This is a genomic window from Clostridioides sp. ES-W-0016-02 (genome assembly GCF_020641035.1).
Lineage (GTDB): Bacteria > Bacillota > Clostridia > Peptostreptococcales > Peptostreptococcaceae > Clostridioides.
In genome coordinates, this window is sequence record NZ_CP061361.1 from 4,067,938 (window position 1) to 4,084,589 (window position 16,652).

20 protein-coding genes are annotated in these 16,652 nt (G+C 28.7%); 6 read left to right on the forward strand and 14 right to left on the reverse strand.

The window, feature by feature from the left end; translation table 11 throughout:
• Window positions 1-25: 25 nt before the first annotated feature.
• From IC758_RS18845 to IC758_RS18905, 13 genes are all read right to left on the reverse strand, one after another.
• Entirely contained in the window at window positions 26-1,576 is a 1,551-nt protein-coding gene (locus IC758_RS18845) for a DUF3794 and LysM peptidoglycan-binding domain-containing protein (protein ID WP_227437546.1), read from the reverse strand.
• 92 nt (window positions 1,577-1,668) lie between these two features.
• Complete coding sequence (locus IC758_RS18850; RefSeq protein WP_009892135.1) at window positions 1,669-1,935, reverse strand: Veg family protein; 267 nt, start codon at window positions 1,933-1,935, stop codon at window positions 1,669-1,671.
• Window positions 1,936-2,082: 147 nt separating this feature from the next.
• Window positions 2,083-2,943: a sporulation peptidase YabG gene (gene yabG, locus IC758_RS18855; RefSeq protein WP_227437548.1), complete on the reverse strand. Its 861-nt coding sequence runs from the start codon at window positions 2,941-2,943 to the stop codon at window positions 2,083-2,085.
• An 83-nt stretch (window positions 2,944-3,026) separates the two neighbouring features.
• Window positions 3,027-3,965, reverse strand: coding sequence for a dipeptidase (locus IC758_RS18860; protein ID WP_227483273.1), 939 nt, complete (start codon window positions 3,963-3,965; stop codon window positions 3,027-3,029).
• Window positions 3,966-4,074: 109 nt separating this feature from the next.
• Window positions 4,075-4,236 (reverse strand): hypothetical protein, encoded by a 162-nt coding sequence (locus IC758_RS18865; protein ID WP_227437552.1) that lies wholly within the window; start codon window positions 4,234-4,236, stop codon window positions 4,075-4,077.
• Window positions 4,237-4,245: 9 nt separating this feature from the next.
• A complete protein-coding gene (locus tag IC758_RS18870) occupies window positions 4,246-4,743 on the reverse strand; it encodes an SEC-C metal-binding domain-containing protein (RefSeq protein WP_227437554.1) in 498 nt (165 codons plus the stop codon).
• A 117-nt stretch (window positions 4,744-4,860) separates the two neighbouring features.
• Window positions 4,861-5,571: a UPF0489 family protein gene (locus tag IC758_RS18875; RefSeq protein ID WP_227437556.1), complete on the reverse strand. Its 711-nt coding sequence runs from the start codon at window positions 5,569-5,571 to the stop codon at window positions 4,861-4,863.
• A 159-nt stretch (window positions 5,572-5,730) separates the two neighbouring features.
• Entirely contained in the window at window positions 5,731-6,261 is a 531-nt protein-coding gene (locus IC758_RS18880; protein WP_227437558.1) for a hypothetical protein, read from the reverse strand.
• Between the two features lie 4 nt (window positions 6,262-6,265).
• Window positions 6,266-6,508, reverse strand: a complete 243-nt coding sequence (locus tag IC758_RS18885) for a hypothetical protein (protein WP_227437560.1) — start codon at window positions 6,506-6,508, stop codon at window positions 6,266-6,268.
• Window positions 6,509-6,524: 16 nt separating this feature from the next.
• Complete coding sequence (locus IC758_RS18890; protein WP_227437563.1) at window positions 6,525-7,919, reverse strand: sodium:solute symporter family protein; 1,395 nt, start codon at window positions 7,917-7,919, stop codon at window positions 6,525-6,527.
• A 213-nt stretch (window positions 7,920-8,132) separates the two neighbouring features.
• Window positions 8,133-9,386, reverse strand: coding sequence for an MFS transporter (locus IC758_RS18895; RefSeq protein ID WP_227437565.1), 1,254 nt, complete (start codon window positions 9,384-9,386; stop codon window positions 8,133-8,135).
• Between the two features lie 50 nt (window positions 9,387-9,436).
• Complete coding sequence (locus tag IC758_RS18900; protein WP_227437567.1) at window positions 9,437-10,591, reverse strand: trans-sulfuration enzyme family protein; 1,155 nt, start codon at window positions 10,589-10,591, stop codon at window positions 9,437-9,439.
• Between the two features lie 478 nt (window positions 10,592-11,069).
• Window positions 11,070-11,639 (reverse strand): recombinase family protein, encoded by a 570-nt coding sequence (locus IC758_RS18905; RefSeq protein WP_227483333.1) that lies wholly within the window; start codon window positions 11,637-11,639, stop codon window positions 11,070-11,072.
• A 201-nt stretch (window positions 11,640-11,840) separates the two neighbouring features.
• Between IC758_RS18905 and IC758_RS18910 the strand changes: the two genes are divergently transcribed.
• Window positions 11,841-12,068: a single-stranded DNA-binding protein gene (locus tag IC758_RS18910; RefSeq protein WP_227437569.1), complete on the forward strand. Its 228-nt coding sequence runs from the start codon at window positions 11,841-11,843 to the stop codon at window positions 12,066-12,068.
• Window positions 12,069-12,293: 225 nt separating this feature from the next.
• Here IC758_RS18910 and IC758_RS18915 read toward each other — a convergent pair whose 3' ends face one another.
• Window positions 12,294-13,037 (reverse strand): RsiV family protein, encoded by a 744-nt coding sequence (locus tag IC758_RS18915; RefSeq protein WP_227825047.1) that lies wholly within the window; start codon window positions 13,035-13,037, stop codon window positions 12,294-12,296.
• A 168-nt stretch (window positions 13,038-13,205) separates the two neighbouring features.
• Between IC758_RS18915 and IC758_RS18920 the strand changes: the two genes are divergently transcribed.
• The 5 genes from IC758_RS18920 to IC758_RS18940 all read left to right on the forward strand — a co-directional run bounded on the left by IC758_RS18920 (window position 13,206) and on the right by IC758_RS18940 (window position 16,580).
• Entirely contained in the window at window positions 13,206-14,078 is an 873-nt protein-coding gene (locus IC758_RS18920; RefSeq protein ID WP_227437573.1) for a class I SAM-dependent methyltransferase, read from the forward strand.
• The gene (locus IC758_RS18925; protein ID WP_227437575.1) at window positions 14,078-14,743 is read left to right on the forward strand and encodes an RluA family pseudouridine synthase; all 666 of its coding nucleotides are present in this window, start codon (window positions 14,078-14,080) and stop codon (window positions 14,741-14,743) included. Before IC758_RS18920 ends, IC758_RS18925 begins: the two co-directional genes overlap by 1 nt.
• A 20-nt stretch (window positions 14,744-14,763) precedes the next feature.
• Window positions 14,764-15,621 carry a MerR family transcriptional regulator gene (locus IC758_RS18930; RefSeq protein ID WP_227437576.1) on the forward strand — a complete coding sequence of 286 codons (858 nt, stop codon included), beginning with the start codon at window positions 14,764-14,766 and terminating at the stop codon, window positions 15,619-15,621.
• A gap of 175 nt (window positions 15,622-15,796) precedes the next feature.
• The gene (locus IC758_RS18935; protein WP_227437578.1) at window positions 15,797-16,126 is read left to right on the forward strand and encodes a PadR family transcriptional regulator; all 330 of its coding nucleotides are present in this window, start codon (window positions 15,797-15,799) and stop codon (window positions 16,124-16,126) included.
• A gap of 4 nt (window positions 16,127-16,130) precedes the next feature.
• Complete coding sequence (locus IC758_RS18940) at window positions 16,131-16,580, forward strand: permease prefix domain 1-containing protein (RefSeq protein ID WP_227825049.1); 450 nt, start codon at window positions 16,131-16,133, stop codon at window positions 16,578-16,580.
• Window positions 16,581-16,652 lie beyond the last annotated feature (72 nt).

Consider the following 16,652-nt stretch of genomic DNA (forward strand, 5'->3'; position numbering starts at 1 on the left):
CTTAATTACTTTAAATTTTTTAATATTAATCTACTAATACGACTTTTTTTTCTAAAATAAGACACTTGCCAGGCTTAATTGCTTCGTCAAGTTTTATATCATTGAGTTCTGCAATTTCATTTTCTGTTGTATTGTATTTTTTTGCAATATTCCAGAAAGTATCTCCTTCTTTACATATATATACAATTATGCTTGGGGCTTTAGATAAATCATACACACCTTGATCTTCACCTTTAACAATAAAGCTTTCTGCCTTTTTATCTAATGCTTCAGTAAATCTTTTGATTTTTATAACCAAATCTATTTGGTCTCTATTCAAATCAACCTCAATTTTATCAATGCATGCTGTATTAAATACTGATGCTGTATCAGTTAAGTTATCCATCTCTATATCATGTTCAAATGGAATTTCTTCACTAATTTTATAAACTAATTTTAGCCCTTCAACTGGAATAAATAAAATTTCAACTTTTATAATCCCTTGTATAATACTTTTATTTCCTTCAATGTAGCTATTTTCTATAGACATAGTTGGACAAACGCTTACAATATCTTTTATTTGTATATCATCATTATCATTTCTTATTCCTTCTCTAACCATAAATGTTTCTTCACTATTTCTTAAAGTCTTATTTAATTGAATAGGTTTATGGTCAAATTTTATTATCTTTTGAGGAGAGTATGCATCTTGTAATACCTCTCTTGTTACTTCATCTGTAACTTTTACCTTGCAACAAGCCATACAATCTATTTCTAATAGACCTGTATTACTTTCACTATTTTGTTTAAAAATATGATTAAAGTCTGACATGGACAATAATACTTCCTCTGTCATACCATCACTCACTCCAGGAACTTCTACAAACTGAGTGAACTCTATACCCACTCTATCTAACTCTACAAGTTCACCCTCATATGTACAAGCCAATGGATTTATTTCTAATACTCCACCAATAATAACCTTATTATCAGTTACTCTACTTTCTTTTACTTTAACACAAGGATTTAAGCTTATTATAGATTGAATTTCTTCTGTATTTATAGTTATAGTGTCTCTTATAGAACTTTCTGCTTTTTCTATTCCCACTATATCTTGAAAACAAATTTCCTTTCTATGCTTTTGTATGCCTTCTACTTGCGCTACATCCTTTACAATATCTAATCTTTGTTTTTCAAATAAACTTCCTCTTATATTCATAAGAGCTCCTACTTTAATCTTTCTCTCATTCATTATAGTGCAGTCCATATGCTCTACCTCTGAAAATAACATGTATTCCATATCTTGCATAACATTATCTTTTTCTATTACTTCGTTTATATCTACTTTTCCATCTACATTAGAAACAGTATTTTTATCGTCCGCGATGTAAATTACGTTATAATTAAAACTTCCTCTACAAAGTATCTTTCCATCTGCTATCTCAATTTTTTTAAGTGATATGTAACCCTCAGTCTTTACAATCTCATATACATCTAGCTTCTTGTCTGGCACTACTGCTTCCGCCTCAATAAATGTTTGAAATTTCCCAAAGTCTATTCTATTGTCAATTTTAATTACATCTTTAATTAATTCCATAGTTTACCTCCTTAAGTATTATAAAAATATCACACTATATTTATATTTAAGGAACAAAAAAAAAATTACACCTATTTTTAATAGGTATAATTTTAACTTATTTGTAATTTATCTTGATCTCTAAAAACTTGCAACTTTACATTAGATGTTAATAAATCTGAGTAACTATAAGATACCCTAGGATATCCATTACTTTCATCATCTAATTTTATAACAAACACGCTTGGATAAACTTTTTCTAGTATACCCTCTTTTGTAATAATCTGCTTTCTTCCTTTATTAGCTTTCAACAATATTTTCTTTCCTATATGTCTTTCTAAGCTTACTCTTATCTTATCTAGAGTTTGAACAGTAGCCACAATATCACCTTCTTTAACGTTTATATGTTTACATAATATCACATATAAACATTTTTGTCAAACGTTTAAACTAATTATTTTATATATTTTTTGCAAAAATGTCAATACTATTTTTGAATATATACAGTATAATTATGTTAATTTTTGTTAGTGCAATATTGTTTTTGGCATTGCCCATCTAAATTTCCCTCTTGTTTCAGAGCCACCAATACCCTTAACACCTGTGATAGTCTGCTCTATAACCTCATCAATAGGTACTACTACATCAATTCTTGAACATGCAATTTTTTCTACTACAAAAACAGGGTCTAAAGCATGTATCATTATTCTACCAGGGGAACTTGCATAATTCGCTCCTGCATTTATTATTTTTTCATAATTTGACTGACATGCTCCTGCAAATATTACAAGATTATCCAAATTTGGTTGCCATTTACGTGCTTCTCTAACTGTTTTCATAAAATTTAAAGAGTTTCTATAGTTATTCATATCTTCTATATCCCCTCTTTTTACTGTCATTGCATCATGTCCTGTAATTACTAGTATATCCGGATTATATTTTTCTAGTAATGCTCTTACTTCTTTATGCTGGTTTTGCTCTGAAACTGCTACTCCTACTGCAGGTATTCCAAGTTGAGCATATACATCCAAACAAATTTTTAAATACTCTTTATCTCCATCTATTTGTAATACTTTTCCAGGCATTCCATATGTGTTAGAATTTAATTGAAGTTTTGGAACTGCCCTTGTCATCTTTTTCTGTCTCTCTTTAGCCTTTCTTACTGACTTATATAATAAATTTTCTACATTTTTATCTATTAATATATCTTTTATATCAGGTGCTTTTACTAATTCAAGGTCATCAATATAAGCATCTGCTATTACTCTAAATGCAATTCCTTTTAGTATAGCTATTTTTTCATTATTTTCATCTACACCAAAAGAGACTATTTTAAATACAATATCTTTGTTATGTGACTTTCTAGCTACAATGTCTCCTACCTTCATAGTTAAACCTCCAATAAATTTTTATCTTAGTTTATACTATGTTCGATATAAAACTTTGTTTCCTAATGTCAAAAAAACATTTCTTATAACACTTCTTTTATTACTCTTAAAGCGTTTTTATAGTATATTTTTTCTATTTCATCTTCACTAAATCCTTCTTTTTTTAGAGGCTCGTATAATTTACCCATTTGAGATATATCCTCAATCTCAACTTTTGAATCTATTCCATCGAAATCTGAGCCTAGAGCTACAACATCAATTCCTCCAACATTGACAATATGTTTTATATGTCTAACCATATCTTCAAGCTTACTTTCGCTTTTATCGCCTAAAAATAAGTGGAAGAAGTTAATTCCTGTAACCCCACCTTTATTAGCCAACACTTTAATCATATCATCAGTTAGGTTTCTAGTATGATTCATCATTGCTCTTGAATTTGAATGTGTAGCTATTATTGGTTTAGAGGATATTTTTGCAATTTCATAAAATCCACCATCTGAAATATGAGAAACATCAACTAGCATACCTAGCTCATTCATCTTATGTACAACTTCTCTACCAAAATCTGTAAGACCTTTTTCTCTATACTCTATATTATTATGAGGAAAGCTTAACTCATTCACATGATTCCAACTTATTGTCATCATTCTAACGCCTAAATCATAAAACTTCTTTAAGTTTTCTATTCTACCTTCAAGCACTGCTCCTTCCTCTATAGATAAAAGTGCTGTAAGCTTATTCTCTGATTGATTTTTCATAATTTCTTCATAGTTAGTAGCTAGAGCTATTACATCACTATTTTTTTTCATTTCTTTATGAAATTTATCTGCCATACTCATACAGTAATCAAAAGGATGTTTTACTTCTTCAGTATCAACGAAAAGAGCAAATGTTTGAGCCAATGAATCCCCTTTTTTCAGCCTGTCTATATCAACAGAATATTTGTTAGTTTTAAGTTCACTTGTTTCTACATTCTCCATTAATTTTGCTATAGTATCACAATGCAAATCAATAAATTTCATATTTATACCCCCTGTATATTTTATATTTATATCTAAAAATAGAAATAGTTGTCCTTATAGACAACTATTGACAACTATTTTTTAATATTCTTTTTAATGTTACTTAATTTTATTCCTCTTTTAGGTTAGGTATTACTTTCTTAACTTCTTCAATTTGATGCCATGTTTTATCTATACTATTTTCACTAATATATTTTTTTAAATCAGTTAAAGATGTAAAATCTTTAACTGATAAATTGTCATCATCATCTGCAAATCTTAAAATAAACATAAGATTACCTTACTTTCCACAACATTTCTTATATTTTTTACCACTTCCACATGGGCATGAATCATTTCTTCCTATTTTTGCTTCTTTAACTACTGTTTTAGATTTTTTGTATGCTTTTATTATTTCTTTTCTTTGGTCTGCTGGTAATATTTCTTCCCAACCTTGTAAATTATATAGCCAATGAGCCTCGACAGTTACCATATTGTTATATAATTTTTCCCAATCTATTTTTATAGAAACTTCTTTATCAGCTTCTACATCTTCTAAAACTATATCTTCTTTTAAACTTTCACTTATTCCATCTATGAATCCCATGAAAAATTCATTAGTAGTTCCAAATTTCTCAGCTAATTCACTTACTTTACCTTCAACAACATCCATTTTACTATTTAATATTTCATTGTATATTCCAGCTTCAACTTTTAAATATTCTTCCCAGAATTTTACCTCTGTTTCTTGACTTTCGTGGTTATCACTTAAATTTCTCCATTCAGTATATAAACTCATACTTTTTTCCTCCTAAGTATATCTATATTTTTTTAGTTTTTTTATAGTATAAAATCTTTTAGTTAGATTGGAAGTTTCTTCTTTTTGATTATACCATATTCTATTTAAAGTTAACTCTTACATTATATCATAATTAAACAATTCTTTTAATACTTTTATAGCATACTCTTGGTTTATAAAGTAAGGACTTGTAGCAATTGTTACAACTTTAGCCTTTTTAATTAGATTTTTTATCTTTTCTAGTTTAAAATCAAATGGTATATAGTCCATATCCTCTGAAAATATATCTAAATCTATGTCAAGAACAAACTCTGGCTCTATATCTAAATCAAAGCCATATGAGCTATCTATTATTATTAATTCTGAAAATATATTATGTTTTAATGCTGGTTTTATAAAACTTCCTACATTTAAAACCTCATTTGTATACCTAAATACGTCCTCCAGATTATTTATATCTACATTGTAGTTTTTAGGCTCTCTAGTATCCTTATGTTGATCTACATGTACTAGTTTACATCCTCTTGTGAATTCATTTGCCATCATAGATTTTATCCAAAAATAAAATGCATGGTTATGATTATCAAAAACATATATTCTTTTATTTCCCAGGACATATTCGACCATATTTTCCAATCCTGTTGCTTTTATCTCTTTATTTTCATCAATTTCATTAAATACGACTTTGTTTCCTAATTTCACATCATCCAATGTTCCACTTATTAGTTTTGGAACATATATACTCTTATTTTTTCTCTCTTCATATGAAAATACATTATTTCCTACTGGCTTTTCTATATAAAATCCTGTATATTTATAGTTTATCATAAGAATTAATTTCCTCCATAATTATAACCTATACACCTTAAACTCACTTATCATAAATTAGGTTATCTAGTATAAAAGATACTTGTATATAACTAGCTATTATATCTTCTCTCAATATGTATTATACAATAAGTGTAAAATATATTTATATAAAATATCCTACATTCCTATAACAAAACCATCTGCTTCAATTGGCAAGTAACTTACTCTTGTATTTAATTCCACTTTTCCAAAGAATACTACCCAGTATGGTCTAAAGATACTTTTAATTTTAACTATCTCTATCTCTGGTATACCCCCCATAAACCTGTGACTTAATCTTATAGCCATTTTATTTGCCTTTGATTTTACTCTCCTTTCATCCTTATCACTATATTGTATGATGTCATTATCTACATTTTTTACAATTTCAGACACTGGTAGTTCTTGTACTATACTGCCAGCACCCGTAGAACCATTTACTAAAATATTTAATTCATTTGTATTACCAGTTTGTTTTTTTTTCATGAAAATAGATTTATTTTGATGAATTTTAAGTGTAACGACTTTAAACTCTATATAATGAAGTCTAACTTCATGAACTTCTTTATTTTTTAATATCAGTCTACTTAGTAATGAATTATTTCCACTTTTTGCTATATCTATAGCTTCATCTTTTGTAATTTTTATAGGCAATGCTCTTATATCCATAAAATCATTCCCTTTCCTCTTTTTTTCCTGTCATTTTAAATACTCTATATAGATAATCAAAAAATATTATAACTACTGCTATCATGACTCCATATGGGATTATCTTTCCAACTATAATATCATTTCTAGTTACTATACCATAAAATATAAATCCTGTTATTAAAAAGTATAATAGTACTAAAAAACCATCTATACCAAGCCATTTTATTTCCAAATCTTTTTTTACTTTAGATACCAATTTAGACATAATAACTACTCCTTTTTTATAGATTATTTTGTGTATTTAAATTTTTACCTATTCTATTTCCTATTGTCCATGCAATAAATGAAAGAGGGATGGCTATAACAAGAGGTTCTAATTCAAAACTTTGAACTGGAAACATTTTAAAATAACCAAAAGTTACTCCACCTACAATCATTCCCAAAATACCACCCATAGATGTTCTTCTTCCATTACCAAGAAGACCTCCTACTATAGGTACAAATGCTGAACCCATCCAAATACTTCCTACAAATATACATGCATCATATACATTTTCAAATCTAAACGCCACACTAAGTCCCATAACTGCCGCTAAACATACACCTATTCTAGTAAATTTAACTAATTGCTTTTGAGATAATTCTTTTTTAGTAATTCTTCCATATATATCATTTGCTAAGGTAGCTCCTGCTGCTAGATAATAACTATCTAGTGTTGATATTATTGAACCTAAAATTCCGATTATAAATATAACTCTTATACCTTCTGGCAATGTATTTAAAACTAAAGTTATATACCCAGCTGCTGGAGCCATTTCTGGATAAGTGGCTCTAACTATAAGACCTGTCATAGTTAATACCATGTCAAAACATATCCATAGAGAAAAACAAGTCAATAAAGCTCTTCTCCCAACTTTTGGAGAATCTGCTGCTGAAAATCTTTGGTAAAACGTTGGGTCTGAATAAGCTCCAAATGAATATACTATTAACATCAATGCTTTCATTGCTGACATACCTTTTGTAGGATGCATTAACTGAGGTGCATCTTTAAGTGCTTCTGTAAGACCTTGAAAACCACCTATTTGGTCAAATTGACCTGGCATAACCATAGTTAGACCAAATACCATGCAGAAAAACAATACCATATCTGTAATGGCAACTCCCATAAGACCACCAAGAACTGTCAATATAACTACTACCACTACCATTATAAACCCTATTAGCTGTTTATCAATTCCCCAAGCTACATTACCTATAGTTCCCATAGCTGTTATTTCTCCAAGTTGTGCACAATATATAAACATTAAAACTGCTCCAATTATAGCAACTTGCTTTCCATAAAAACTTTCTAATAAATCAGGAACTGTTATATTAGTTCTTATATGAATTCTTGGTCCAACCCACAATGCTAAAGGCATTCTTCCAATATGTGCAGCTATTGACCATACTGCCCATGCAGATATCCCATATATAGCTGCATACTCTACACTGCCAACTGTACCAACTCCACCATACCAAGAGGCAACCAAAGTACCTACTATCAAAGACCATGGTAAACTTCGATTTCCTAGGTAATAACTTTCCATATCTTTTACATTTCTAGAAAAATAATAGCCTATCCCTAACAATAGAAATGCAAATATAATTATAATTCCATTTTCCCATAATGCTAACATATCTACTCTCCATATTCTTATTATTGTCTTAATTTTCTATTTTAACATTTAAATAGTTACTGTTATTTTTTAATTAAACTTACTTTATACCACATGTTATAAATTTATTTTACAATCATGAAATCTCTAAACTAAAACTATTATTATTTTAAACATGAACAACTCTACCCATTTTAAAAAAATAGGTAGAGTTATATAAATAATTATAAGTATTTAAGCGATTTTATTATTCAAGTTTTTATTTTCTTTTTTATTTATTTTATTTAAAGCATAAGTGGCAAATATACCTATAACTGCACACACTACAGATAGAATAAATATATACGTATATCCTGTTTGTCCATATTTATCTAACCAGTTACCTGCAACTGTATAGTAAAATGCATCTGGAGAAAATCCTATAAATGAAGCGAATCCAACTACTGCTCCTGTAGTTTCTAAAGATATATTAGACTCTGAAACAGATGCAAAGTATATACCTCTAAATCCAAATAAGATTACACTTAGTATTATCATATTTATTACAGCTATCCATATAAGTGCTGCACTCTTAGGGATTACTAAGTAAGCTGCTGTACTTATTGTCATTAATATAAATCCTACAAACATTACTCTTATAGATGAACCAACTTTATCTGTTATAACACCTGCAATAGGAGATGCTCCCATTTTTATAACATAAGTTCTAATTATTGATAAAGCTGAAACTAAAGTCATTGGCATTACATAAACTTCTGATAAGTATGGGCTTAAATAAGTTAAACTTGAAAATACTAAGTAAGTTGAAAATATTATAAGACCAATCAGCCAAGCTTTTGGCATTGTAACTACTTTTAGTAATGATTTAATGCTTAATCCTTCATCTGATGCTCCAGTATCTTTCTTTTCTTCTACTAAGAAGAATAAAAGTATACCACATATTATAGATGCTGCAGAATATAACCATACTACATACTTAAATCCAATAGTTATTTCAGCAAACTTTCCAAAGAAGTAAAGACCTATAAAAGAAATTAATGTACCTGATACCCCTGATAAACCTTCATAAAATCCAAATATTCTTCCTTGCTCTGATTCACTACCTTGCATTCTAACAACCTTAACAGAAGCTGAGAAGAATGTTAATATTGTTGTAAATCCCCATAATACAAATATTAAAAGAATCATGTTGTATGATGGAAATGTTGAGAAGTAAAACCCTAATGCTCCTGAAGCAATTAAAGAAAAAGTTATCAGTTTTCTAACTGAAAATCTATCAGCAAACCATCCACCTATAAAATAAGATACCATTCCTACTAATCCATATAAACTCAATAAGTTCCCTATTTGCGTATGACTCAATGCTAATGCTTGTTGCATTGGATCATAAAATGATGACTTCATATATGGTAAACTATACATAGCTGTTGTTCCAAATGCCAATATGAATATTACCAAAAATCTCTTAACATTACTTTTGTTTTCCATGATTTTGTCTCCTTAAGATTTTATAATTTTCTAGTTTTATTTATATAACTTTATTTTAATTTTTCTATAGCTTGTTTAAAGTCATTTATTATATCATTTGCAGACTCTAATCCTACTGCTATTCTTATTAGATTTTCTCCATTCATTTGAACTAATGTATGTTCTTCTCCTAAACTTGTTGCTATTGTTGCAAGTTCTAAAGAGTTCATTAATTTTCTACTAGCTTGGTCTCTTGTTAATCCATTTATTCCGTCTTTAAGTTTAAATGAAACTACTCCTCCACCTAAACCATTCATTTGAGTTTTACAAAGTTCATACTGAGGATGAGTTTTTAGTGCTGGATATTTTACCAGTTCTACATTTTCTTCTTGCTCTAAAAACTCTGCTACTGCCAATCCATTTTCACAGTGTTTTTTCATTCTCATGTCTAACGTTTTCATACCTCTTAAAATCATCCATGCACTCATTGGTGGTAAAGATGCTCCTGTAAAACAACATAAACTTGGCCATCTAACTAAATCTATTAATTCCTTTGAACCTGCTACTGCTCCCCCTAAAGTATCTCCATGTCCATTTATAAACTTAGTAAGACTATGTATTACTAAGTCTGCGCCTAAGTCTATTGGCCTTTGTATAATTGGAGTACCAAAAGTGCTGTCAACAATAGCTAAACTCTTATTTTCGTGAGCAATTTCTGCTATTGTTTTTATATCTACTAAATCTAATGATGGATTTAATGGACTTTCTATATAAACTATCTTAGTATTTGATTTCATTGCATCTTTTACATTTTGTGGGTTTACTGCATCTACAAATGTAACTTCAACTCCAAATTTGGCTAACAACTCAGACATAAATAATTTAGTATGTGAGAATATTCCATCAGAACTAACTATATGGTCTCCACTTTTTACTAATGCTAATATAGTAGATGTTATTGCTCCCATACCTGATGTACTAGAAATAGCACTTTCTGCATTTTCAAGCATAGCTAATTTAGCCTCTAGCTCTGTAAGTGTCGGATTACACTCTCTTGTATATACATACCCCCATGTCATACATAACTCTTCAAAATGCTCTACTGTCTTTGCAGCAAATGTTGCTGTTTGACATATTGGAGTAGCTAATGCACCTGTTGTTGGATCTGCACTATGTCCCCAATGTATTATTTTTGTCTCCAAATCTTGATTAATATTATTACTCATTTTAATTCCTCCTATTTTGACCTATTTATACAACGTTTTCCCTACCAAATTTCACCAATTCAACTTTAATTAATACAAACTTTTTAAGTATACTTTTATATTTGTTATAATTTCTAAAAATCTGACACTTATTTTGCTTTTTTATAGTTTTAATTATAAACTCTATAGTAACTATAGAGTCAATATGTTTTTGATATTTTTTTTACAATGTTTAAAAAATTTAACATAAAAAGAGATATGTCTTAAAATAAGCTTGTTTTAAGACATATCTCTTTTTATATTAAATTTGATTCAATACATAAAGCATCAATTTTTTGTTCTCTGTATAAATTCTTTTATTGTCATTTTCTCATCAAAAGTCTATAGTAATTATACATTACTATAATTTAACATCTGTAAATAAAATTAATTAGAGGCATAAATATATTCAAATAATCCAATTTATTTATACCTCTAATTTTTTATAAGTAAAATCTCATTAAATTGATTTCTTCGCACGAATAAGTGTGCTTTTAGAGATACCAGTCATCTTCACAACCTCTCTATAAGGCTTAGAATTTAATAATCCCAATGCGTATTGTATCTGCTGATTACTATATTTCTTTGGTCTACCATCCTTAAAATCTTTTTTCTTTCTAGCAAATTCTTTTCCCAACTGAGTTCGTTCTATTATCATATTTCTTTCAAGTTCTGCAACTGCAAGTAATGTAGTTAAAAAGAATTTCCCCATTGAAGTATTTTCTAGGAGACCTATATTTAAAATATGGACACTAACTTCTTTAGCAAATAAACCCTCTATCAGTTGTATCCCATCTGATGTACTTCTAGCTAGCCTATCAAGTTTAGTCGCAACAAGTAAATCTCCCTTCTTTAAAGAAGATATAATTTTTTCAAATTTAGGTCTATTTGTGGTAGTCCCTGTATAAGTTTCTTTTATTATTTTAGCATTGTTATACTTGCTTAATATCTCTTGCTGTTGTTGATACAAACTATTGTTATCTGTCTGGTTCTTTGTACTGACACGGCAATATCCATATATAATAATAATCACTTCCTAACGTAAATATTTAATGCAGGAATTTGTAGATATCTGTATCTACTTGTCTTTATACATTTTACTAAAACGAATTTTTAGTGTCAATACTGTTAACTTTTGACACCATTATAATTCCTTTATAATTTGTTTGACTATGTCAAAAATTAACAATATAATGAAGTTAATGAAATTATACAAATTGGAGGAAATAATATGAATAGTCTGTTAAATGATGCAATAGATGAGTTAAAAAACATCCATTGCGGAGAAGTTTTTTTATTAAAAGAATTGTTCAAAGGCTATGAATGGAACAGGTTGGAGATGAACATCAGGTTAAAATTAGGAAAACTTTTTTTGTATGAAGTAGTAAGTAATCCCAATTTAAAGGTAGAAGTAATCAATAAAAATTCTGCTTATCAGCAAATGTATAAAAAAAAATAACAACTTAAATATATATAATAATATAATCTTCTTGTTGAGTCAAAAGTTAAAACTTTTAATACAAATTAATTGTACTATATAAATGTTTATCAGTAGGTCTGAGTCTATATAACTAACATATACAAATAGTACTGTTTAAATTATGTTTTTAAGATAGATAAATCTTAACCCTACTCCAGCATAAATCTTGATATACTAAAATAGGGCTCAGAATTATCTATATTTTTATACCATAAAATGCTTAGTTCTTCCTCTTGATTGAACATATATGTCTGGAGAGATACAATAGAAACGTTGATTTATAAAATTTCCAAAATCAGAAAATCTTATCTTGAATTTAGGGATTCCAAAGCTTTCAGGTGCTATCTCATCTACACCAAAATAGATAACAATCCCATCATCTGTAATATAAAATGCCTGATCTTCAGGTATAACTAACTCTACATTAGAGTAATACATTTCTCTGTTTTCATTAATTTCAGCTTTTATATAATCAGTTATTATGTTTATATAGTCAACTCCATCTCTAAAAATATCACCTAGTAAAAGTTCTTTTCCATTTGTTAAGTCTATATTGTAATTATTTAATGTATTGTACTTAGGTCCAGAACTACTAGCAAATCCCATAAGATTTAATATCATACTTAGTACATAGTTTTTACTGAAAGTAACTGCATAATTAGTAGAAACCCAGTAACTTTGTTTTGGAAGTGAATTTTGAGAAGCTGCATTATTATATTCTTGTTCTTCTTCTTGCAACCCAAGCTTAAAATTATTTACAGTCATCTTTACAGCAGAATTTATGTTGTTTAAAATAGGCGGATTTACATAGGTGGATTGATTTCTAATATTGTACAGAATAGGATATTTTACATCATATGAAAAGTATTTGCTTCTGCCAAAGTCTTCGTTAAACTGCACATATAATATGTTATATGTACAAGTATTTGTAGCTTGATAATTTTCCATTAAAACTCTCCTCCTCTTATTAAAAAAATCAGATACTATATAATATGTTTAAAAGAGTAATAATGTTAACAATAAATGTAAAGAATAGAAAGTATCTAAAACAGCAAAAAATGACTGATTTTGTGGTATAATACATAGGATTGAGAGTTATTTTATAGGAGGAAAGATATGTTATTATTAGCAGATAAATGGAAAGATTATGAACTTATAGATATGGGAAATGGAGAAAAATTAGAGCGTTGGGGTAAGTATGTACTTAGAAGACCAGACCCACAGGTTGTATGGCCAATGGAGTCTGAATGGGCTCTATGGAAAAACCCTCACGGACATTATCATAGAAGTAATAAAGGTGGAGGTCAGTGGGAACACAAAAAAAGATATCCAGAACAATGGACTATAAATTACAAAAACTTAAAATTTCACATTAAACCAACTGGATTTAAACATACTGGATTATTCCCAGAACAAGCAGCCAATTGGGACTGGATGATGGATAAAATCAAAAAAGCTGACAGACCTATAAAAGTATTAAATCTTTTTGCATATACAGGAGGAGCTACAGTAGCATGTGCATCCGCTGGTGCAGAAGTATGTCATGTTGATGCTGCAAAAGGTATGGTCAACTGGGCAAAAGAAAATATAGAGTTATCAGGACTTAAAAATCAAACAGTAAGATTTATAGTAGATGATGTTGTAAAGTTTGTTGAAAGGGAAATAAGAAGAGGTAAGAAATATGATGCAATAATAATGGACCCTCCTTCTTATGGGAGAGGACCTAAAGGAGAAGTATGGCAAATAGAAGAAAAATTATATAGCTTTGTGGATTTATGTATGGGTGTTTTATCTGATAATCCTTTATTCTTTCTAATTAATTCTTATACAACAGGATTTTCTCCAATAGTTCTAGAAAATGTACTGTCTACAACAATAGGTAAAAAGGCAAACAATGGCGAAATCTATGGTGGAGAATTAGGAATACCAGCTTCTAGGGATGGTAAAATACTTCCTTGTGGTATATTTGGAAGATGGGAGAAAAAATAATGATAAAAGTCATATATGAAGATAACCATTTATTAGTTGTAGATAAACCTGTAAATGTATTATCTCAAGGAGATGATACCAATGATAAGGACATGGTAAATCTTTTAAAAGACTATATCAAAACAAAGTACAATAAACCTGGAAATGTATATATTGGTTTGGTACATAGACTGGATAGACCAGTGGGTGGAGTCATGGTTTTTGCCAAAACATCAAAAGCTGCCTCAAGATTGTCTGAACAAGTAAGAAATAAGACATTCAAAAAAACCTATATGGCAGTTGTTCATGGTAAAATGAAATCCGATTCAGACATATTAAAAGATTTTTTATATAAAAATAAAAAAACAAATATGGTGAGTGTTGTGAAAAAAAACCATAAGGATGCTAAAGAAGCTGAACTTAGTTACAAAGTTTTGGGTTTTAAAGAAAATCTAAGCTTAGTTCAAGTAAACTTAAAAACTGGTCGTTCTCATCAGATAAGAGTTCAATTTGCAACTAGAAAACACCCATTATATGGTGACCAAAGATATGGCCAAGAAGTAAATAAAATTGGACAACAGATTTCTCTTTGGTCTAATAAAATAGAAATTTGCCATCCAACAACAAAAGAAAAAATGGAATTTATATGTACTCCACCTGATAAATATCCATGGAATATATTCTAAATCTCAAATGAGGTGATTATATGAGTAAAAAGTTTTCAATAGGCGAAATGTCAAAACTTCACAAAATAAGCATACAAACGCTAAGATACTATGACCAAATAGATTTATTTAAACCTGTTCATGTTGACCAAGAAAGCAATTACAGATATTACTCAATTGACCAATTTTCACAATTGGATATTATAAAATACTTAAAGTATCTAGGTATGCCATTAAAAGAAATCAAAGAAAAATTAGATGAAAACAATGAAGAAATTCTAAAATTATTAACCAATAAGATTAATATCGTAGATGAAAAAATTAAAGAATTAGAACTTATAAAAAAAGTATTAAGTACAAAAAAAGAAACAATGGAAAAAGGTATGAGAGTAGATGAAGTAGGTAAAATAGTAAGAAAACATATTCCAAGAAGAAGTATTTTATCCATAGAATATGAAGAAGGTTTAAGTAATGAAGAAACTATGGAGCTTTCCAGAAGACAAATAGCAAATATACTAGAAGATAATATCTCTGTGTTTTATGGTGGAGTAAGTGGTCTTGTATCTATAGATAAATTCTTAAAGGAAGATAAAGTCATCTATGAAAATAGCTTTGTAAATGTTGAAAGAGATTTATTTGATGCTAAGTCTCAAAAATATATATCTGAAATTTCAGCTGGTGATTTTATTTGTATGACATATAAAGGCTCTTACAGAGAAAATTATACTGCTTTTAAAAAGTTAGTTGATTATGTTGATTATAAAAGGATACCTATTGAAAATTATATATATGAGATACCTATAATAGACCCTCTGTCTACAAACAATGAAGATGAACTTCTAACCGAAATTCAGATACAGGTTAAAAAGAGAGAAATTGATTTAAGATGTCTAGTATAATCAGGTATTATAAAAAGGGCGTTTCCAAATGATTTTTAAATCATAAATGGAATGCCCTTTTTAAATAATAATTAAAATTTTATAGTTTAGACTTGGAAAATAATATGAAATGTTTTATTATATATCTATATACCTTATATTACGAGGTATATGATAAAATAAAGTAGGTGAATTTATGGACTTAAACAAAGAAGTGCTTAAAGGTCATATTGATACTTTAATATTATCAATACTAAGCAAAGGAGATTCATATGGATATGAAATAGCAAAAGTAGTTAGAGATGAAACTACATTTGAATTAAAAGAAAGTACACTCTATGTGTCTCTTAAAAGATTAGAATCTAAGGGCTTGATAAAATCTTATTGGGGAAATGACCAAGGCGTAGGAAGCAGGAGAAAGTATTACAATATAACAGATGATGGAAAGGACAACTTAGAAGTAAAAATTCAAGAGTGGTACTTTATACAAGATATTATGAACAAGTTTCTAAAGAAGGGGGATTAGATTTATGAAAATAATAGAAGAGTATTTAGAAACACTATATAAGAGTGAAAATAACAAAGAAATTCAAGATTTAAAAGAAGAGCTAAGAGAACATCTAACAACATCTGCAAATGAATTTATTGAAAATGGATATAAAATAGATGAAGCACAAAATAAGGCAATTGAAAGATTTGATGGTGATGGTGAGATGTCAGTAGAATTACGCTCAATGTTTAAACAAAAAATAGAACCTAAAAAAGTTTTATTGCGAAGATTATCAAATTCAAGGCTCTTATTTTTAAATTTATTTGGATGGCTTGTTGCAGCTGCTGCATTTACAGCCAATAGAGGTTTTGGTCACATAGTTCCACCTTGGTTGATTATAGCTTTGATAATTGTAGTAGTTATATTGATAATTTTAAGCATTATAATTAATAGATTAAAGAAAGAAATAGAAAATGACTATGTTATGTAGTCACATTAATAAATATAGTTTTGTTTTATTTATACGAGTAAGTACTACGATATTAATAGGTACTATGAAAGG